General features: G+C 69.7%; 27 protein-coding genes. 12 read left to right on the top strand and 15 right to left on the bottom strand.

Going from position 1 to position 18,183, the window contains the following annotated elements; translation table 11 throughout:
* Positions 1 to 29: 29 nt before the first annotated feature.
* Both G6N19_RS14790 and G6N19_RS14785 read right to left on the bottom strand, forming a co-directional pair.
* A complete protein-coding gene (locus tag G6N19_RS14790) occupies positions 30 to 380 on the bottom strand; it encodes a hypothetical protein (RefSeq protein ID WP_193465208.1) in 351 nt (116 codons plus the stop codon).
* On the bottom strand, positions 377 to 946 hold the full coding sequence (locus G6N19_RS14785) for a type 1 glutamine amidotransferase domain-containing protein (protein ID WP_193465207.1): 570 nt from the start codon (positions 944 to 946) through the stop codon (positions 377 to 379). The genes G6N19_RS14790 and G6N19_RS14785 overlap by 4 nt, the downstream gene beginning before the upstream one ends.
* Positions 947 to 1,078: 132 nt before the next feature.
* Here G6N19_RS14785 and G6N19_RS14780 point away from each other — a divergent pair, with 132 nt between their 5' ends.
* Both G6N19_RS14780 and G6N19_RS14775 read left to right on the top strand, forming a co-directional pair.
* Complete coding sequence (locus G6N19_RS14780) at positions 1,079 to 2,116, top strand: hypothetical protein (RefSeq protein WP_193465206.1); 1,038 nt, start codon at positions 1,079 to 1,081, stop codon at positions 2,114 to 2,116.
* A gap of 15 nt (positions 2,117 to 2,131) precedes the next feature.
* Positions 2,132 to 2,428 (top strand): hypothetical protein, encoded by a 297-nt coding sequence (locus G6N19_RS14775; protein WP_013830020.1) that lies wholly within the window; start codon positions 2,132 to 2,134, stop codon positions 2,426 to 2,428.
* Between the two features lie 19 nt (positions 2,429 to 2,447).
* Here the strand turns inward: G6N19_RS14775 and G6N19_RS14770 are convergent, their stop codons facing one another.
* From G6N19_RS14770 to G6N19_RS14750, 5 genes are read right to left on the bottom strand one after another with little or no spacing between them, the layout of a single operon-like run.
* Entirely contained in the window at positions 2,448 to 2,714 is a 267-nt protein-coding gene (locus G6N19_RS14770) for a hypothetical protein (RefSeq protein ID WP_193465205.1), read from the bottom strand.
* 2 nt (positions 2,715 to 2,716) lie between these two features.
* On the bottom strand, positions 2,717 to 4,201 hold the full coding sequence (locus G6N19_RS14765) for a molybdopterin-dependent oxidoreductase (RefSeq protein WP_193465204.1): 1,485 nt from the start codon (positions 4,199 to 4,201) through the stop codon (positions 2,717 to 2,719).
* Positions 4,201 to 4,629, bottom strand: a complete 429-nt coding sequence (locus G6N19_RS14760; RefSeq protein ID WP_193465203.1) for an oxidoreductase — start codon at positions 4,627 to 4,629, stop codon at positions 4,201 to 4,203. Before G6N19_RS14760 ends, G6N19_RS14765 begins: the two co-directional genes overlap by 1 nt.
* Positions 4,630 to 4,644: 15 nt before the next feature.
* Positions 4,645 to 5,181 (bottom strand): DUF1360 domain-containing protein, encoded by a 537-nt coding sequence (locus G6N19_RS14755; protein ID WP_013830024.1) that lies wholly within the window; start codon positions 5,179 to 5,181, stop codon positions 4,645 to 4,647.
* Positions 5,182 to 5,184: 3 nt separating this feature from the next.
* Positions 5,185 to 5,520: a hemophore-related protein gene (locus G6N19_RS14750; RefSeq protein ID WP_013830025.1), complete on the bottom strand. Its 336-nt coding sequence runs from the start codon at positions 5,518 to 5,520 to the stop codon at positions 5,185 to 5,187.
* A 118-nt stretch (positions 5,521 to 5,638) separates the two neighbouring features.
* On the opposite strand from G6N19_RS14750, the gene G6N19_RS14745 reads away from it, so the two are divergent.
* The 3 genes from G6N19_RS14745 to G6N19_RS14735 are packed head-to-tail and all read left to right on the top strand — an operon-like array spanning position 5,639 to position 9,326.
* Complete coding sequence (locus tag G6N19_RS14745) at positions 5,639 to 6,316, top strand: cutinase family protein (RefSeq protein WP_013830026.1); 678 nt, start codon at positions 5,639 to 5,641, stop codon at positions 6,314 to 6,316.
* Between the two features lie 58 nt (positions 6,317 to 6,374).
* A complete protein-coding gene (locus G6N19_RS14740; protein ID WP_193465202.1) occupies positions 6,375 to 7,487 on the top strand; it encodes an enolase C-terminal domain-like protein in 1,113 nt (370 codons plus the stop codon).
* Between the two features lie 57 nt (positions 7,488 to 7,544).
* Entirely contained in the window at positions 7,545 to 9,326 is a 1,782-nt protein-coding gene (locus G6N19_RS14735; protein WP_193465201.1) for a glycoside hydrolase family 15 protein, read from the top strand.
* On the opposite strand, the gene G6N19_RS14730 is transcribed toward G6N19_RS14735, so the two are convergent.
* The gene (locus G6N19_RS14730; protein WP_013830029.1) at positions 9,316 to 10,494 is read right to left on the bottom strand and encodes an alcohol dehydrogenase catalytic domain-containing protein; all 1,179 of its coding nucleotides are present in this window, start codon (positions 10,492 to 10,494) and stop codon (positions 9,316 to 9,318) included. The two genes, G6N19_RS14735 and G6N19_RS14730, sit on opposite strands and share 11 nt — an antisense overlap.
* Positions 10,495 to 10,675: 181 nt before the next feature.
* On the opposite strand from G6N19_RS14730, the gene G6N19_RS14725 reads away from it, so the two are divergent.
* From G6N19_RS14725 to G6N19_RS14710, 4 genes are all read left to right on the top strand, one after another.
* The gene (locus G6N19_RS14725; RefSeq protein ID WP_013830030.1) at positions 10,676 to 10,846 is read left to right on the top strand and encodes a hypothetical protein; all 171 of its coding nucleotides are present in this window, start codon (positions 10,676 to 10,678) and stop codon (positions 10,844 to 10,846) included.
* 30 nt (positions 10,847 to 10,876) lie between these two features.
* Complete coding sequence (locus tag G6N19_RS14720) at positions 10,877 to 12,385, top strand: FAD-dependent oxidoreductase (protein ID WP_193465200.1); 1,509 nt, start codon at positions 10,877 to 10,879, stop codon at positions 12,383 to 12,385.
* 73 nt (positions 12,386 to 12,458) lie between these two features.
* Entirely contained in the window at positions 12,459 to 12,914 is a 456-nt protein-coding gene (locus tag G6N19_RS14715; RefSeq protein ID WP_083036056.1) for a pyridoxamine 5'-phosphate oxidase family protein, read from the top strand.
* A 2-nt stretch (positions 12,915 to 12,916) separates the two neighbouring features.
* Positions 12,917 to 13,159: a DUF2795 domain-containing protein gene (locus G6N19_RS14710; RefSeq protein WP_232062399.1), complete on the top strand. Its 243-nt coding sequence runs from the start codon at positions 12,917 to 12,919 to the stop codon at positions 13,157 to 13,159.
* Between the two features lie 10 nt (positions 13,160 to 13,169).
* On the opposite strand, the gene G6N19_RS14705 is transcribed toward G6N19_RS14710, so the two are convergent.
* From G6N19_RS14705 to G6N19_RS14690, 4 genes are all read right to left on the bottom strand, one after another.
* Positions 13,170 to 13,895 (bottom strand): RNA polymerase sigma factor SigF, encoded by a 726-nt coding sequence (locus tag G6N19_RS14705; protein ID WP_408632438.1) that lies wholly within the window; start codon positions 13,893 to 13,895, stop codon positions 13,170 to 13,172.
* Between the two features lie 59 nt (positions 13,896 to 13,954).
* Entirely contained in the window at positions 13,955 to 14,392 is a 438-nt protein-coding gene (locus G6N19_RS14700) for an ATP-binding protein (protein WP_083036059.1), read from the bottom strand.
* A 204-nt stretch (positions 14,393 to 14,596) separates the two neighbouring features.
* Positions 14,597 to 14,908: a protein UsfY gene (gene usfY, locus G6N19_RS14695; protein ID WP_013830036.1), complete on the bottom strand. Its 312-nt coding sequence runs from the start codon at positions 14,906 to 14,908 to the stop codon at positions 14,597 to 14,599.
* A gap of 190 nt (positions 14,909 to 15,098) precedes the next feature.
* Positions 15,099 to 15,482, bottom strand: a complete 384-nt coding sequence (locus tag G6N19_RS14690) for a hypothetical protein (protein WP_041318501.1) — start codon at positions 15,480 to 15,482, stop codon at positions 15,099 to 15,101.
* 142 nt (positions 15,483 to 15,624) lie between these two features.
* Between G6N19_RS14690 and mbp1 the strand changes: the two genes are divergently transcribed.
* The 3 genes from mbp1 (at position 15,625) to G6N19_RS14675 (ending at position 17,027) form a co-directional block, all read left to right on the top strand.
* The gene (mbp1, locus tag G6N19_RS14685) at positions 15,625 to 15,864 is read left to right on the top strand and encodes a microaggregate-binding protein 1 (protein WP_013830038.1); all 240 of its coding nucleotides are present in this window, start codon (positions 15,625 to 15,627) and stop codon (positions 15,862 to 15,864) included.
* Positions 15,865 to 16,010: 146 nt separating this feature from the next.
* A complete protein-coding gene (locus G6N19_RS14680) occupies positions 16,011 to 16,682 on the top strand; it encodes a winged helix-turn-helix domain-containing protein (RefSeq protein WP_013830039.1) in 672 nt (223 codons plus the stop codon).
* A 30-nt stretch (positions 16,683 to 16,712) separates the two neighbouring features.
* A complete protein-coding gene (locus tag G6N19_RS14675; protein ID WP_193465199.1) occupies positions 16,713 to 17,027 on the top strand; it encodes a hypothetical protein in 315 nt (104 codons plus the stop codon).
* Between the two features lie 6 nt (positions 17,028 to 17,033).
* Here the strand turns inward: G6N19_RS14675 and G6N19_RS14670 are convergent, their stop codons facing one another.
* The 3 genes from G6N19_RS14670 to G6N19_RS14660 form a co-directional block, all read right to left on the bottom strand.
* The gene (locus G6N19_RS14670) at positions 17,034 to 17,348 is read right to left on the bottom strand and encodes a hemophore-related protein (RefSeq protein WP_193465198.1); all 315 of its coding nucleotides are present in this window, start codon (positions 17,346 to 17,348) and stop codon (positions 17,034 to 17,036) included.
* Positions 17,349 to 17,389: 41 nt separating this feature from the next.
* A complete protein-coding gene (locus G6N19_RS14665) occupies positions 17,390 to 17,560 on the bottom strand; it encodes a hypothetical protein (protein WP_013830042.1) in 171 nt (56 codons plus the stop codon).
* Positions 17,561 to 17,683: 123 nt separating this feature from the next.
* Positions 17,684 to 18,070: a hypothetical protein gene (locus G6N19_RS14660; RefSeq protein WP_013830043.1), complete on the bottom strand. Its 387-nt coding sequence runs from the start codon at positions 18,068 to 18,070 to the stop codon at positions 17,684 to 17,686.
* Positions 18,071 to 18,183: the final 113 nt, after the last annotated feature.

Raw genomic sequence — 18,183 nt, 5'->3', positions numbered from 1 at the left:
GACGATCAGCGGGTAACCGGACGCCGCTGCTAGCGCCGGAAGGCGATCACCAGCGCCAGCAGGTCGAGGCCCAACAGCACCCAGCCGGCCAGCGGGACCAGGAATCCGCGCCGCCGGCCCGCGGTCCAGAACGAGATCAGGATGGTCAGCGCGGCGATGACCGGCGCACCGTAATAGAAGATGCCGAACACCACGCCGCTCGGGCCCAGGTCGGGGCACTCAGTGGTGCTGCAGGCAGCGGTGCTCATCACCGCCCCTGTCGCGACCACCATCACCAGGGCGGCCCCGGCGGCGGTCAACAGCGCCGTCACCCAGTTGACCCAGAGCCGAGCGCGATGGTTGTCGGTCTGGACCGGTACCGGCATCGGTTCTCCGGTCACAGCGCCACCTTCCGCGATTCCAGCTCGCTGACCAACGCGTCGCAGAAGGCCGGCAGGTCGTCGGGCTTGCGGCTCGACAGCAGGATCGACGGGCCGCCGTCGCAGCGCACCAACTGTTCGTCCACCCACTGGCCGCCGGCGTTGACGATGTCGGTGCGCAGGCTCGGCCACGACGTGAGTCGCCGCCCGGCCACCACGCCGGCCTCTACCAGGGTCCACGGGCCGTGGCAGATGACGGCGACCGGCTTGCCGGCATCGAAGAACTCCCGCACGAACGCGACCGCACGATGGTTGGTGCGCAACTGGTCGGGGTTGGCCACCCCGCCGGGCAGCACCAGCGCATCGAAGTCATCCGCTGAGACAGCGTCGACCACCCGGTCCGCGTCGAATTGGTCGGCGCGGTCCAGGTGGTTGAACGCCTGAACCGGTCCGGTGGTCGTCGACACCAGCACCGGGGACGCCCCGGCCTTGGCGACCGCGCGCCACGGCTCGGTCAACTCGACCTGCTCCACACCCTCGGGCGCCACCAGAAATGCGACGCGGCGCCCCTCTCGCGATCCGGACATCGACCTCCCCCTTCCCTTCTTCGGGCCTTTCGGGCAGCTCATGCCCTTTTTGTGCTGGACATCCCATACCCGATGCCCCACCCGCACAAACGGCGCGGTGTAGCCGGCGGGTGACGGGGGTACCCCGCCGGAATGATATGGCGGGGGTGGTACGGCGCTGCGGCTGTCGGTGTGCTGGTCTGCGCCGGCTGTTCGCTGCCGGGGCAGTCGCTGCAGAGCGCGCCCGTTGCCGCCGCCGTGCCGGTGCAGACACCGCTGCGCGACCCGGTGTGGTCCTATCGGACCGGCTCGCTGATCGCGCTCACCGACGACGGGCGACTGGCCGCGGTCGACAATCCCGACCAGCCCGGCGCGGCCACCACCCGGTTGTCGGCGCCGCTGCACGCCGGGCGCAACGTGCAGATCAGCCGCGCCGACGACCGGACCGTGTTCGTACCCCAGCCGGGGCGTAACCGGGTCGCGGCGATCGAGCTGGCCGGCCTGCAGCAGATCGGCGACATCGACGCCGGACCGGCACCGGCCTACCTGTCCGAGGATTCGGGCATGCGGGTGCTGCTGGCGCTGTCCGCCGACGGAGCGACGGTGACCCCGGTCGAGGAGCACGGGCTGCGCCAACTGCCCCCCGCCCGGGTGGCCGCCGGCGCCACCGGCGTCGTCGACGGCGCCAACCGCGGGCGTGCCATCGAATTCCACGTCTGGGGACCGCACGGAATCTCCCACTACAAGGGGACGTCATCGCCGCCGGAGCCCCGCGGCCGCTTCCACACCGCCGTCATGGCGGCCGCCGGGGACGGCACCGCGGCGAGCCGGATCTATCTCACCGACAGCCGTGGCGACACGCTCTACGCGGTCGAATCCGCCCGCGGCGGACACGGTTTGCAGGAGATCGGCCGCTCGCCGGTGTCCTCGCCGATCCGCTATCTGGGTTCCGACGACAACCGGGTGTATGCCGCCACCGACACCGCCGTGACGGTGTTCGAGTCGGCGCCGTTCACCGGCTATCCACACGGCAGCATCCCGGTGCTGCGTGTCATCGACTACCGGGCCGGTCTACCGTCCGGGCCGGCCCGGTCCGCCCCGCTGTCCGGCATGGCGATCGGACCCGACCGCGTCTATCTGACCCTGCGGGGTCAGCCGGTCGTGGCCAGTGTCGCCAAACCCCGGCTGTGACGACGGGAGGTCCACGTGAGCTCGATCGAGCGGATCCGCATCGACGACGATGTCGCGGTGCTCACCGAGCAGGTGCGCGCGTTGCGGGAACTGGGGCAACGCGCCCAGGTGCACGATTGGCACATCTACGACCTGAGTATCCGGTGGGGCACCGCGCTGGCCGGGCGACTGCGCCGGCTGGCGTACTACCACGACCGCGGCCTGCTCGACGACGACGCCGAGCGCCGTGTCGCGGCGGTGTGCGATGAGTTGCGCAGCGTGGCCGACCTGGTGGAGCGGTTCGACCTCGCCCGCCCGGACCTGCCCGCCTGACTGACGCCGCGGTCGTCGGCTAATCGAGAAATTCCTTGCGCCGCAACCGGATCGCGGTCCGCGGCTGCGAGCATGACGGGTTGCGGCAGTTCAGCGCGACCAGGTAGGCGTCGTCGTCCTCGTCGAGAAACAGAAACCCCAGGTACAGCGCCTGCCCCACCTCGAACTCGGTGCCACCGCAGGCCGCGCAGTGTCCGCCGCGCACCCGTAGCAGGTCCGACACCCGTTCGCGGGCCGCGGCCTCGAGGTCGGTCAACTCGGGGCGGGCGGCGGTATCGGTGGTCACGGCTAGATCTCCCCGTCCATGCTGTAGTAGACGTTGTCCTCCCGCCATCCGCCCCGTCCCTTCCCGATGTGGGCATAGTCGTCGACGAACTCAATCTGGTTGATCCACTTGGCCATCTTGAACCCCACCTGCGTCTCGGCGCGCAACCGCAGCGGCGCACCGTGTTTGATCGGCAGCGGCCGGCCGTTCATCGCATACGCCAGCAGCATCTGCGGTTTGTGGGCCAGCTTCAGGTCGAACACCTCGTAGAACTGTCCGCCGTCGTGCGCGCTGGGCTCGTCGGTGCTGTTGTCCTGCATGGTCATAAAGCAGATGTAGCGGGCCTGCGGCAACGGTCGCACCAAATCCACCAGCGCGCCCAGTGGCACGCCGGTCCATTCGCCGATGGACGACCAGCCCTGCACGCAGTTGTGCAGCACCCGCTGGGTCTGCGGCGCGGCCAGGGCGCGCAGGCCGGCCAGATCCAGCGTCGCCGGTTGCTCCACCAGCCCACCGACCCGCAGGCGCCAATCGACGAAGTTGTGCACCGCCATCACCTTGTAGTTCTCAGCGGTCGGCGGTTTGCCGTTGACCCGGTGCTCGGCGGAGATCATCCGCGCCGGATAGTCCTGTCGAGAGTCCAACCGGCGCAACAGGCCCCGGCGCGGCACGGCGATCACCGCGCCGAGCACCCGGCGCACCGAGGCCGGGCTGCGCAGGCTCCACAGCGTCGCCGCGATGTGCACCGCCACGATCGCCGCGACGATCAACAGGGACAGTGCGGTCGCCCAGTAGGTGTTGCGGACCGACCCGAAGATCATCAACGCGCTGAGCCGGCCCCACCCCCAGCAGAACAGCATCGTCAGGTGGATCACGATGAACACCCCGAACGCGGCCAGGCCCAGGAAATGCAGGCTGCGGGCGGACTGCCGGCCACCGAACAGCCTGACGTAGCGGGGGAAGCGCGCCTCGATCGCCGGTGACTGCGCCGCGCCGGTGAGGATCTGGAACGGCGCCAGCAGGAATATCACCGCGGCGTAGGTGAGCTTCTGGATGGCGTCCAGCGGCTCGCCGGGCAGCAGCGGCGGCAGGTTGAAACTGAGATAGGTGACGATGTCGTTCCACGCGTCGGCGAAGATCGACCAGGAGTACGGCCAGTAGCGGTGCCACTGTCCGGTCGCGAAAAGCAGGATGTAGTACGACAGTCCGACCAGAATCCAGCCGATCACCGCGAAGAAGTGCCAGTGCCGCCCCATGCCCAGTTGGGCATGTCCGGGCAGCGCGATCACCGGGTGGTAGTCCTCCTCCTCATCCAAGGTGTCGTAGAGCTTGTCGGTGGGCATGACCTTGCGGGTGAACCGCGCCCACTCGGTCCCTGGTGCGCTGTCGTCGTGCCGGTAGAGCTTCGGATGGGTGGACAGGATCTCGATGCCACTGCGTACCAGCAGCGTCAGGAACAGCACGTTGAGCCAGTGCTCGACGCGCAGCCACGCCGGAAAGTCGAGCATCAGTCGTACCAGGCCCTCCCCTGCCCGAAGGCGACGTTGACCCCGGACAGCACCGACAGGTGCAGCGCGAGGAAACCGCCCGCGCAGGCCAGCGCCACGCTGCCGGGCGCCAGATCCCACCGCCCGGTCACGGTCGGCAGACCGGGCAGGCTGACAAACCGGCTGACCAGGTAGCCGATCACGAATGCGCCGCAGCTGACGCTGCCGGCCAGCCACCCCAGCGCCGGCACCACGTCATCGACGTCGATCCAGGTGATGGCTGCGGCGGCGAGGCAGCCGACGGTCATCGCGACGCAGTACACCGCGAAGTATCCGGGCGGACTCGCCGACGTCGCCAACAGGTAGCCGTGGACGCCCGCCAGTCCCAGCAGCGCGACATCGGCGGCCAGCGTCACCACCCGGGGCAGGTTGAACGCGATACCGCACATGGACTCACTCCGGTCTCACTCCTGCGCGATCTGCTGCGCCTTCGCGTAGGCCAATTGCAGGAAATCCGCGCCGGCCAGCGCGGTGAACGTGCCGGCGACCAGCCGGGTGAACCGCGGTGCGAACACCAGCCCGGCCACGAACGCGGTGACCGCCCACATGTCCAGGCAGAACGGGCAGGTCAACAACTCGCCGAGGCTGTGGCGCAGCTGACTGGAATGGCGGGTCTCCTCCATCACCTCGGCGGGGCCCCCGGTGCCCGCATAGTGGGCGAACGGCGCCCGCAGCGGGCTGGTCACCGCGTCCTTGGTGAGCGTGCGGGACAGTTTGTGAGCGCCGAGGGTCACCGTCAGCAGGTCGCCGGCCGCCCACCGTTGCGGCAACCGGCGGCCGGTGGCCGCGGCGGCCACGGTTACCGCCGCGACCAACCCGCCGTACACCAGCAACACCAGCGCGTATCCCCCCAGCGGCCGCGGGTCGTTGCCGCGGTAGGCGTCGGCTTCCCGTTTGGCCGCATCGGCGATGGCGTTACCGGCTCCGGTCGATTGAGCCATTACTCAGTACTTGTTACAGGTTTTGGCGATGGGGCCGACCAGGTTGACGAATTGCGCCGCCTCGGGCACGCCCTGGGCCTGCTGCAGCATCTGCTCACGCTGCGGCGGAGGCGAGGCGAGGAAGTCCTGCAGGAAGGTCTGCGCCATCGGTGTGGCATTGAATTGTGCTGCGGTCTCCGGTGATTGCGCGTTCATCGCCGCCACCACCTGGGAGTAGCTGCAGGTGGTGCTCACCGCCGGATCCTGCGCCGGGTCCGCGGCAGCAACGCCCGCGGCGGACAGCGCCAGCGCCGCTCCGCCGGCGGCGGCAGCGAGCCTGGTCAAAGACGTTGTGATCATTGATTTATCCCCTTCGGCTAAGGTCCCGTCGGTGACGGTACCGACGTAGGCTTGCCGTTTTGAGCCGAGCTAAACCACGGTTTGCCGACAAGGCGCTGTGGGTATCGGAGAAATTGCTGTGATTAGTCGGATACTCGCCGCGGCCTGCCTGTGCGGCTGCGTGCTGCCGTGCTGGCCCGCCGGGGAGGCGGCCGCGTTCGGCTGCCCGGAGGTCGAGGTGGTGTTCGCCCGCGGCACCGCCGAACCGCCCGGCGTCGGATGGATGGGCCAGCAGTTCATCGACGCGCTGCGGTGGCGCCTCGGCGGCCGTTCGGTGGGCGTCCACCCGGTCGACTTTCCCGCCGTGCCCGAATTCGGCCCGACCGTCGCCGGGGTGGCCGACGCCGCCGGCCACATCACCGACATGGCGGCGGGCTGCCCCGACACCGCGCTGGTGCTCGGGGGGTATTCCCGGGGCGCGGCGCTCATCGGCTACCTCACCGAACCGGCGCCGGCCGCCGACGGGTTCCCGCCGCCGCCCGGACCGGAGGCGGCCGACCGGGTCGCGGCCGTCGCACTGCTGGGCAGACCGTCGACGGAGTTCCTGCACTCGCTGGGCGCGCCGCCGCTGACGGTCGGGCCCGGCTATGCCGCCAAGACGATCGAGTTGTGCGCGCCCGGCGACCCGGTCTGCTCGGCGGGCGCCGACGGCGCCGCGCACGCCGCCTACGCGACGAACGGGATGACGGCACTCGCGGCGGACTTCGCCGTGCAGCGCATCGTGCCACCCGAACCCGTTCCAGATCAGCCGTTTTGAGATCAACGCTGCCGGACTGCGCGCATACCGGCCGCATGTTGCGGGTAGTCAGCCGGACATGAGTCCGCGTGCCAGTGCGGCCATCCCGGTCGAGTCCGTCGAAGCCACGGCCTACTCGATTCCCACCGACGCCCCCGAATCCGACGGCACCTTCGCCTGGGATTCGACCACCCTGGTTCTGGTCACGGTGACCGCCGGTGGACAGGTCGGCACCGGCTACACCTACGGCGGCACGGCGGTGGTCACGGTGGTCGAGGCCGAACTGGCCGGCGTCATCAAGCAGCGCGACGCGCTGCAACCGCCGGCCCGCTGGGCCGACATGCAGCACGCGGTGCGCAACCTGGGTAAGCCGGGCGTGGTCGCCGAGGCGATCTCGGCGGTCGACATCGCGTTGTGGGATCTGCGGTCCCGGCTGCTCGACGAACCCCTGACCATCGCGCTGGGCGCGGTACACGACGGCACCCCGGTCTACGGCAGCGGTGGGTTCACCTCGTACGACAACGACACGTTGTGCGCCCAGTTGTGCGGCTGGGTGGAAGCCGGGATCCCACGGGTGAAGATGAAAGTGGGACGCGACCCGGAGGCCGACCGGGGCCGGGTGCGGGCCGCTCGCGCGGCGATCGGCGACGACACCTTGTTGTTCGTCGACGCGAACGGGGCCTATGCCCGCAAGCAGGCGCTGCTGTGGGCGCAACGCTTCGCCGAGTGCGACGTGCGCTGGCTGGAAGAACCGGTGTCCTCCGACGACCTGGCGGGCCTGCATGCGCTGTGCGTCCAAGGCCCGGGCGGGATGGACATCGCCGCCGGTGAATACGGCTACCACCTGCCGTATTTTCAGCACATGCTCGACGCGCAGGCGGTGGATTGCCTGCAGGCGGACGTCACCCGCGCGTTGGGTATCACCGGGGTGCTCAAAGTCGCCGCGCTGTGCGACGCGCGCGGCATGGAGCTGTCGCTGCACTGCGCCCCGCAGATCAGCGGCCAGGTGGGCACCGCGATCTGGCAGCTGCGGCACCTGGAGTACTTCCACGATCACGTTCGCATCGAGCGGTTGGCGTTCGACGGGACCATCGACCCGGGACCCGATGGCGTGCTGCGTCCGGATCGCAGTGCTCCCGGGCACGGGTTGACCGTCAAAGACGCCGATCTCGAACGGTTCCGCATCGCCTGATTCGGCGGGTCGAGAGCTACCCGACTACCGGCCCCGGACGGTGGGTATGCACCGCTGATGGATGACGGGCAATCGCTGCTGGAGCGGTTCCCGCCGCAGGTGCTGCGCCAGTACGCGCTGATCGCCGACGGCGAGCGCGGGATCGTGGTCGGGCCGCGCGGCGACTTCTGCTGGATGTGCCTGCCCCGGTGGGACAGTCCGGCGGTGTTCAGTTCGCTGCTCGGCGGCGACGGGGTGTACGCCGTGACCCCGCAGCGGCGCTACGTGTGGGGCGGCCAGTACGAGGAGCGGTCGCTGATCTGGCGATCCCGCTGGGTCACCATCGACGGCATCGTCGAGTGCCGCGAGGCACTGGCCTTCCCCGGCGACCCGCACACGGCGGTGGTGCTGCGTCGCATCACCGCACTCGACCGGCCGGTGCGAATGCAGGTGGCACTGCACGTCCGGGCCGACTTCGGCACCACCGCCATGGCAGGGCTGTCCTGCTGCGACGGGGTGTGGACCGGGCGGTCCGGGCCGCACCGGTTCCGGTGGACGGGCGCCGGGGGCGCCCATCGGGCTGCCGACGGGTCGCTGCGCATGGTGGTCGACGTCGCGCCGGGTCACGATCACGACCTGGTGCTCGAACTGTCCGAGCGCCAACTGCCGGACCGGCCGGCCGACGCCGCACAGGCCTGGCACGTCACCGAAAGCAGTTGGCGGCAAGCGGTTCCGGAGTTCACCGGCACACTCGCCGACGTCGATATCCGGCAGGCGTACGCGGTGCTGCGCGGCTTGACCAGCACCGGCGGCGGGATGGTGGCGGCGGCCACGATGTCGTTGCCGGAGCGGGCGCGCGCCGGGCGCAATTTCGACTATCGCTACTGCTGGATCCGCGACCAGTGCTACACCGGGCAGGCGATCGCCGTCGCCGGGGCCTACCCGTTGCTCGATGACGCCGTCCGGTTCGTCTCCGAGCGGGTGTTGGCCGACGGGCCCGACCTGCGGCCGGCCTACTGCGTCGATGCAGGCGCACCGCCGCCCGAACACGATCTGGATCACCTGCCCGGCTACCCCGGCGCTGCCGCCCGGACCGGCAACCGGGTCGGTGACCAGTTCCAGCTCGACACGTTCGGGGAGGTACTGCTGCTGCTGGCCGCTGCCGCGCGACTGGATCGGTTGGACAGCACCCATTGGGCTGCGGTGCACATCCTGGTGGATGCGATCGAAAACCGTTGCGGTGAACCCGATGCCGGAGTTTGGGAGCTCGGCAACCGCCGCTGGGCGCATTCCCGGCTGATCTGCGCGGCGGGGCTGCGTCGCATCGCCGGTGTGGCGCCGCCGGCCGAAGGCGCCCGCTGGCAGCGGCTGGCCCACAAGCTGGTCAGTGACGCCGGCGACGACTGTCTGCACCGCGACGGCAGATGGCAACGCGCACCCGGTGATCCGGGCATCGACGCGGCGCTGCTGCTGCCGGGGCTGCGGGGGGCCGTCCCGGCCGATGATGCCCGCACGCTGGCGACGCTGGCGGCGGTGCGCCGAGAGCTGACCCGTGATGGCTTCGTCTACCGCTACCGCCCCGACCGGCGCGGCCTCGGCGAGGCCGAAGGCGCGTTCCTGTTGTGCAACTTCGCCATGGCATTGGCAGACCACCAGCAGGGCAACGATCTTGCGGCGCTGCAGTGGTTCGAGCGTGGCCGCACCGCGTGCGGCCCGCCCGGGCTGCTCACCGAGGAGTTCGACGTCGGGCAACGTCAGCTGCGCGGCAACCTGCCGCAGGCGTTCGCGCATGCCCTGTTGTTCGAGTCCGCGCACCTGTTGACCGGCGCCGGCTCGAGCGGATTGAGCGCTAAGGCTTGAGCAGGATCTTCACCGCGCCCTCGCGCTTCTCCTGGAAGATCTCGTAGGCGCGCGGCGCCTCCTCCATCGGCAGCTCGTGGGTGGCGAAGGTGTCGACGCCCAGCGGGTCGGCGTCGGTGAGCAGCGGCATCAACCGCTCGACCCGCGGTTTGACGTTGGCCTGCCCCATCCGCAGCGTGACCTGCTTGTCGAACAGGGTGAACATCGGCAGCGGATCCAGCTTGCCGCCGTAGACGCCGATGATCGAGATGGTGCCGCCGCGGCGCACGATGTCGATCGCCGAGTACAGCGCTGCGAGCCGGTCGATACCGGCCTTGCTGATCAGCGGCCCGGCGACCGCGTCGGGCAGCAGCGAGCTGAGTTGCTGCACCGCCTTGGCGCCGCCGGAGCCGTGCGCCTCCATGCCGACGGCGTCGATCACCGCGTCGGTCCCCCGTCCGTCGGTGCGGTCGCGGATCACCTCGCCGAGATCGGATGCCTCACGCAGGTCGATGGTTTCGATGCCGCGGCGCGCCAGCCGGCCCAGCCGTTCGGGCACCAGATCCACGCCGATCACCCTGACCCCCTGGTGCGCGGCGATGCGGGCCGCCATGTCGCCGATCGGCCCGAGCCCCAGCACCGTCACCGACCCGCCCTCGGGAATCTCGGCGTAGTCCACCGCCTGCATCGCGGTGGGCAGCACGTCGGACAGGTACACGAACCGCGAATCCGGGGGCCCTTCTGGCACTTTGATGTGGGTGTAGGACGCCTGCGGCACCCGCAGGTACTGCGCCTGCCCGCCGGGAACCTGGCCGTAGAGCTTGGAGTAGCCGAACAGTGCGGCGCCGGTGTCCTGCTCGCGCACCCGGGTGGTGTCGCATTGGGTCGGCAGGCTGCGGCGACACATACTGCAATGCCCGCAGGCGATCTGGAACGGGATGACCACCCGATCGCCGGCCTTGAGGTTGGTGACCGCGCTGCCGACCTCGGCCACGATGCCCATCGGTTCGTGGCCCAGGACGTCGCCGGGGTCCATGAAAGCGCCGAGCACCTCGTAGAGGTGCAGGTCGGAGCCGCAGATGTTGGTGGTCGTCACCTCGATGACGGCGTCGGTCGATTTCTCGATCACCGGGTCGGGCACAGTGTCGACCTGGACCTTGCGTTTGCCCTGCCATGTCACTGCCCGCATGTGGATCGCCTCCGTCGTCTCTCGCGAACATCCGTCTCCGGCGAACATCGCAGGTCTACCCGCGCACACCGCAGCACAAACGCGTTTCGACGGCCCGGCGCGCGGGGTACGCCGCGGATAGCCAGGGTGCGCTCCGTCGCACCGAACCGCTGGTTGCACGAAACCCTGGAAGGCCACACCGATGACCGAACCTGGTGACGAAGACGAACGTGGTGGCGTAGAGCCGGAATCCAAGACGTCCTTGGAGAGCACCGTCGATCGACTCGATGAAAAGGCCGCCAAGGAATACGGGTCCGAGGCCAGGGCCCGCGAGAGCCCCAAGCGTGGTTCGCCGGACGAGCCACCGGATTAGCCGCTCGTGGTACCGGGTAACTGATCGGCCATGACCTCGTTGTGGCTCGCCGACCGGATCACCACCTCACCGGCCTCCGACACCGCGGCGGATTTCTCCGACCGCGCCGACGTCGTGGTGGCGGGCGCCGGTATCACCGGGTTGGTGACCGCGGTGCTGCTGGCCCGGGCCGGCCGGGAGGTGCTGGTGCTGGAGGCCCGGACGGTCGGCTCCTGCGCGACCGGCAACACCACCGCCAAGATCAGCCTGCTGCAAGGCAGCCAGCTCTCGACCATCTCGGCCAAGCAGGGTAAGCAGCGGGCCGGTGGGTATCTGGAAGGCAACCGCGCCGGCCAGGACTGGCTGCTGTCGTTCTGCGCGACGGCCGGCGTTGCGGTGCAGCGCGAGGATGCTTACAGCTACGCCCAGTCCGGCCGCGGGGTGGGCGCGGCGCGCGCCGAGTACGACGCCTGCCGCGCACTGGGACTACCGGTGACCTGGGAGCCGCGGGCCGATGTGCCGTTCCCGTATCACGGCGGGGTACGGCTGGAAGGGCAGGCGCAGTTCGACCCGATGCAGTTTCTGGACGCGTTGCGCGCCGAACTGCTCGCCGCCGGCGGCCAGCTGGTGGAACACACTCGGCTGCAACATGTTTCCGGCGGACGCGGCGGCCTGCTACTGAATGTCGACGGCCCGCGGGGGCACGCCGAACTGCGGGCCGCCCAACTGGTGCTCGCGACCGGGATCCCGATTCTGGACCGCGGCGGCTACTTCGCCCGGGTCAAGCCCAGCCGGTCATACTGTATGGCGTTCGACGTGCCGGGCGAGATCCCCCGCCCGATGATGATCTCCACCGATTCACCGACGCGGTCGCTGCGCTACGCCCCGACCGACGGCTCCGAGCGCCTGCTGGTCGGCGGGGCGGGACACACCGTTGGCCGCGCCAAGTATCCCGGCGACGGGCTGGCCGAACTCGAGTCGTGGACGCTCCGGCATTTCCCGGGCGCAACCCGCACGCACCTGTGGTCAGCGCAGGACTACGCGCCCATCGACGGGCTGCCCTATGTCGGCCCCATCCTTCCCGACAGCGACACCATCTACGTGGCAACGGGTTTCAACAAATGGGGCATGACCAACGGGGCGGCCGCCGCGCTGGCGTTGGCGGGCCGGCTGCTCGGGCAGCGACCCGACTGGGACGGGGCGTTCGCCAGTTGGAGCACCCGCGAGTTGCGCGGCCTGTCCACCGCGGTGACGGCCAACCTGGAAGTCGGCTTCAATCTGGCGAAAGGCTGGATCACCCCGACGGCCCGCATCGGCCGGCTCGGCCTGGGCGGCGACGCCGCCGGCGTGGTCAGCGGACCGCCGTGGCACCTGCAGGCCCACTGCCGGGTGGACGGCGTCGAGCACCGCCTCTCGCCGGTCTGCCCGCACCTCGGCGGCATCGTCACCTGGAACGACGCCGATCGGGCGTGGGAGTGCCCGCTGCACGGCTCGCGCTTCGCACCCGACGGCACGCTGCTGGAGGGGCCCGCCACCCGCGGCCTGACCGCCGGCAGCTGAGGTTCGCCCCCCGCCCGCGCGGGTAACCGATCGCGGGGCGGTGAACGACGGCTGCGAAACGATGGGATGAGCGGTGTGCATCATCGACCACGACATGCGCCTGATCGTGGCGAGCGCCAAGCTGGCATTCGTGGCCACCATCTGCGAGGACGGCTCGCCCAACCTGTCGCCGAAGGAGTCGTTGCTGGTCTACGGCGACGAGCACCTGGCGTTCATGCACATGGCGTCGCCGACCACGGTGGCCGACCTGCGCCGCGATCCGCGCATCGAGGTCAACGTGGTGGACTTCCTGCGTCGCCGCGGCTACCGCTTCAAGGGCACCGCGCAACTGCGTCCGCCCGGCGACGAGGTCTACGAGTGGCTGCGGCAGTGGGTGACCGAGACGCAGGGGCCGCAGTTCCCGTGCCGCGAGGCGGTGCTGGTCCGCGTCGAACGGGCGCTGCCGATCGCCTCACCGGTCTACATGTTCGGCGGTGCGCACGAGTCCGAGCTGGTTCGCACCTGGTCGGAGATCTACCGGCTGCGCTGACGATGCGTTTCCGGCGCGACGCCGCCGGGTACTGCGCAGTGATGGGCTTCGACGTCGCTCAAGTGCAGAGCTGCCTTGCCGGTTTCGACTATCCGGGCACCGCGGAGCAGCTCGCCGACCACGCCCGGCACAACGGCGCCGAGCCGAAACTGGTCGACACGCTGCGGGCGTTGAAGAAGGACAGCTTCGACGGCCCGGACGCGGTGATGTCGTCGCTGACCGCCCAGAACGCGCTGGGCGGCTGAGGAGGACCGGCTACTCCAGCTGGTCGCGCAGTTTGCTCAACGACTTGGCCAGCAGCCGCGAGACGTGCATCTGCGAGATGCCGACCCGTTCGGCGATCTGCGTCTGGGTCATCGATTCGAAGAACCGGAGCACCAGCACGGTGCGTTCCCGTTCGGGAAGCGCGTCGAGCAGCGGCCGCAACGCCTCGCGGTCCTCGATCCGGTCCATCCCGGCGTCGATGTCGCCGAGGGTGTCGGCGATCGAGCGGACGTCGTCCTCGTCGGAGCTGCCGCCGCTGTCGATGGACAGCGTGTTGTAGGAGCTGCCCGCCACCAGTCCTTCGACGACCTCCTCGCGGCTCATCTCCAACTCCCGGGCCAGTTCGGTGGCGGTCGGCGCCCGGCCCAGCCGCTGGGAGAGGTCGGCGGTGGCCGAACCGAGCCGCAGGTGCAGCTCCTTGAGCCGGCGCGGCACCTTGACCGACCAGCTGTTGTCCCGGAAATGCCGGCGGACCTCGCCCATGATCGTTGGGACGGCGAACGAGACGAAATCCGAACCGGTTTCGACGTCGAAGCGCGTCACGGCGTTGACCAGGCCCACCCGCGCGACCTGGACCAAGTCGTCCCGCAGTTCGCCGCGCCCCTCGAAGCGGCGGGCGATGTGGTCGGCCAGCGGCAGACACCGCTCCACGATCTTGTCTTTGCGGTTCCGGAAATCAGTGGAACCGGATTCGTAATGGGCGAGCTCGCGAAACATGTCGCCGACGTCGGAGTATTCCGATCCTGACTGTGAGCCGCTCCTGGCGGCGCCCCGGGTCACTGCCTGGATTCCGCCCGCCGGGTCGTCAAGGTCACGCCGAACACATCACCGGCGCCACCGGGTTCCTGGCCGTCATGGAAGGTCTGCACGTCGTCGACGAGCGAGGTGAGCACGTGCCAGCTGAAGCTGCCCGGCGTCAGCACGTCGGCGCCGTCGCCGGCGGCCGACGCCACAATCGTCACGTCGTCGTCTTTCGGGTCGATGATCACCTGCAGCGTGGCGTCGGGGGCGGCGCAGCGGATCAGCTGGGTACACAGCTCGTCGATCGCGAGCCGCAGATCGGCCACGGTATCGACGTCGAGATCCTCGAAGGTCGCGATGGCGCCGACCACCATGCGCACCACGGCCAGACTCTCCAGCCTGGGCGCCACCCGCAACTCGACGGCTCGCTCGCTGCACGACCGCAAGGTCCGGTCGCTGTGGATGTCGGTCATTGAGCCTCCCGGCGATGTCGGACCGAGACTACCGCTGCGCGCCGAGGGACTGTTCACGCCGTCAAATCCGCATAGTCGGCCGCCCGGAGGTTAGTCACGGGAACCCTGTACCCGATCTGCCGGCGCGCCAACCATGCCGATTCCGGACCACCGGGACGACAACGGCCCGACCGGATAACCGGTCGGGCCGTCGTTTCTGCTAGCTCAACCGGTCGAATGCTGCCGCTGCAACTCGGGGTGCGCCAGCTGCCACTGCTGGTTCACCCGGCCGATCCGCCGGTGCTCCATCAGCAGCCACAGCGCCCCCAGGCCGGCAGCGAACACCGCGAGGGCGGCGACCGCCACGCCTTGGCGGTCGTGGCCGGTGGCGAACGCGGTGAGGCAGCCGATCCCGGCGACCATGCCCACCACCAGCAGGCTGTAACCGGGCCAACCCATGACGTCGATCACCGCACGGCCGGCATGCGGCCGGGTCGTCCGGACATGGTCAACGGGGTCATGAAACGTATCGCCCATCGCTTCTTCCTTTCGTGAATCGTCCGGCCCATCCGGAGGCCGCGTGGCCGAGCCGCCCGTTCGTGGTGAACCCCGTGTGGTGAACCCGTCCGCAACCGAAAACTATCGTAAGCCGATGTGATCTAAATAACGCTCGACTTTCAGAAACCTCACAGCCACACGGCAGCTATGCCGAGGGAATCCGACCTGATCAGCGCATACCGCTGATCGGCACCGCGCTCATGATCAGTACGAGAAGCATCAACGACATCAAAAACCAGCCGGCGCCCTGCCAGCCCCACCAGGTGCCCCGAGCGCGCCACACCCGGTAGGTGCGCAGAAAGGCACGCAGCCCACCGGCCGCGAAGACCACGGGTGACGCCGCGGCGAGCACGGCCCGGTACGGCCGTCCGCACGCCACCGTCTGCACCGTCGCCGTGCTCGCATCGCACGAACTGGCCCACCATGCCGCCAGCAAGACCACCGCCACGCCGATCGCGGTGATCACGCCGGCGAACCTGACCGCCGAGCGAACCTCCGCGTCCTCCTGGCCCAGCCGGTCGCCACCGGGGCGCGGTCGCATGGGGCGTTCCATGCCTCCCACCGTCCGCGCTGATCGGCTCTGCGTCAAGGTGATTCGACGTTTGAGCCGGCGAGCCGCCGGGAAGCCTTGCAGGTGTGGCGGGCCGACAGCGCACACGGGTCCGTCGCATCCACGAAATCCAGGGAGGGATTTTATGTCGGACCAAGAGAAGAGCGGGCCCGAAGAGGGCTTCCGCGGCGCCGTCGAGGGCGTCAAGGGCAAGGCCAAGGAAGCCGTCGGAACCGTGACCGGCAACGACGAGCTCGCCCGCGAGGGCAAGGCACAGCAGGACAAGGGCGAAGCGCAGCGCGACGCCGCCAAGCGCGAAGCCGAGGCCGAATCGGCCCGTGCGGGAGCGAAGGCGGCCGAGTCACGCGAACAGTCCCACCAGTAGCCCGATTGAAGGCAGGCCCGGCCCGCTACGGCGGGCCGGGCCTGTCGCTGTGCGGTTACTCACGCCCCGGAGCGGGTAATAGTGCCTTGAACGGCCTTGAAGAGCACTCGAGGGCGCTGGAGCACATCGGAGGGTTGGAGTCAGCGATGGAGATTCTGTTACTGACCGACCGGGACGAGTTCGAACAGACCCTGTCGGCCTTACGCGTCTTCGGACACTCGGTCGGCCGCGCGCCGCTCGCTGTGACCCGCGCGGACTGTCGCGGCGCGGCGGCCGTGCTGGTGGACGGTTGCACCGAACTGGCGACCGCACGCGAGACCTGCCGGCGGCTGTGCGCCTGGGCACCGTCGGCCGCGGTGCTGGCCGTGGTGGCCGCGGAAGACTTCGTCGCCGTCGACATCGACTGGCAGGTCGACGACGTGCTGGTCACGACGGCCGGGCCGGCCGAGGCACATGCGCGACTGCGGCTGGCGCTGGCGCGCCGACGCGAATCCGAGCAGAGCGCAGTGCAATTCGGCGATCTGATCATCCACCCCGACAGCTATAGCGTGTCGCTGTCGGGCCGCGAACTCGACCTCACCCTCACCGAGTTCAAGCTGCTGAACTATCTGGTCCGGCATGCCGGTCACGCGTTCACCCGCACCCGGCTGCTGCACGAGGTGTGGGGCGGTGAGGGCAGCCGGCGCAAGGTCGACGTGCACGTGCAGCGGTTGCGCGCCAAACTCGGCGCCGACCACGAGTCGATCGTCGACACCGTTCGCGGCGTCGGCTACATGACGCCGGAATCGCCGCAACCGCAATGGGCCATCGCCAACTGAAACCGACTGAATCCCGGGAGCGCCGAGCACATGACCGATCGACCCGACATCGATCCCGCCACCGACACCACCGACGACGACACCCTGCCGCCGAGCGAGGCCACCGATTCCGACGAGCTGCGCAACGACGACGGCGATGCGACCGTGACCCCGCCGGACAGCTGGCAACCGGTCGATGACGCGACCGACGAATCGCTGGACGACAGACTGGCCGCCGAGCGTCCCGATGCCGGACTCGAACGAGACCCCGACGAAGCCGGCCAGGCCGTGACCGGCGGCCGGCACCGTGCTCAGGTCTCCGGCAGCACCGAAGACGGCGACTCGTTCTACAACGTCGAAGAGTGACCGGGCTCAGTAGTCGTCGCAGTCGTTGGCCAGCGGGCTGAACAGCGCGACGTACTCGGGCGCTTCGGGCCGCTGCTGTGCCTGCTCGACCAGCTGCTGACGCTGCGGCGGCGGCGCAGCCAGGAAGTTCTGCAGCCAGGCCTGGGCGGCCGGGGTCGCGTTGAACTGCTCGGCGATGCCCGGTGATTGATCGTTCATCGCCGACACCACCTGCGAGTAGCTGCAGGTGGTGTCGACTGCGGCGCCCGGGTCGGCGGCCGCCGCGGGGAGCCCGGCGATCAGCGCCAGCGCGGCGCACCCGCCCGAAACCGCTGCCCGCATCGGCGTGGCCTGGCTACCCGGCAACATTGGGCCTGAAACGGTCACGCGTCGTCGCTGCGGGCTTCGGCGCCGGTTTCGCCGACGTCCAAAGCGTCATCAGGGCTGACCCGCCCGACATGGGTACCGTCCTCGTCCTTGCCGGTGGGCGGGCGTGCCCGGTGCGCCTCGGCTTCAACATCCGACTGCGCTTTGTCGCCCTTGCGCAACGCCATCGCCGACCTCCGGGGTTCGCTGTGTCGGCCACCTGCCGATATGCACCGGCGTACCCAACGGGCAAGTGCAGTAATCATTCGGCGTCGCAAACCGCAGAGCCGTCCGGGAAGGCCGCAGCCCGGTCAGAAGATCGCGTGCAGGGCCACCAGGTCGGCCGCCAGCAGCGCCCAGCCGCCCGCCCAGACCGCGATCCCGCTCCGGCGCGTCGCGAAGAAGAAGGCCAGGAACAAGGTCAGCGCCGCAACGGCCGCCGCACCGTGGTAGAGCACGCCGAACAGCGATCCGTTCAGCTGCAGGCCCGGGCAGGCCGCGGTGCTGCACAACGCGGCGCCGGTCACCGCGACCGGCGCGTAATCCATCAGCAGCACGGCGGCCGGTGCGGTCAGCAGCGACAACGTCCAGTTGATCCAGGTCCAGTCGCGCGGCGGGGCCTCCGGTGTCCGCGAGGCAGGTGCCGCATCGGCGAAGATCGGCAGCGCCGCTCGCGTCCTGTCGTCCAGAAGTGTCATGCCCCGCCCCCTGTCACCGCCACGGCCCTGTGACCGCCACGGCTCGCGGATACCCGCTGCTGAGCGCGGCAAAACCGGCCGGCCGGGCAGCACCGCCCCGAAGTTGGCACCAT

The organism is Mycobacterium novum (assembly GCF_010726505.1).
GTDB lineage: Bacteria > Actinomycetota > Actinomycetes > Mycobacteriales > Mycobacteriaceae > Mycobacterium > Mycobacterium algericum.
This window is presented reverse-complemented; position numbering and strand designations above follow the sequence as displayed.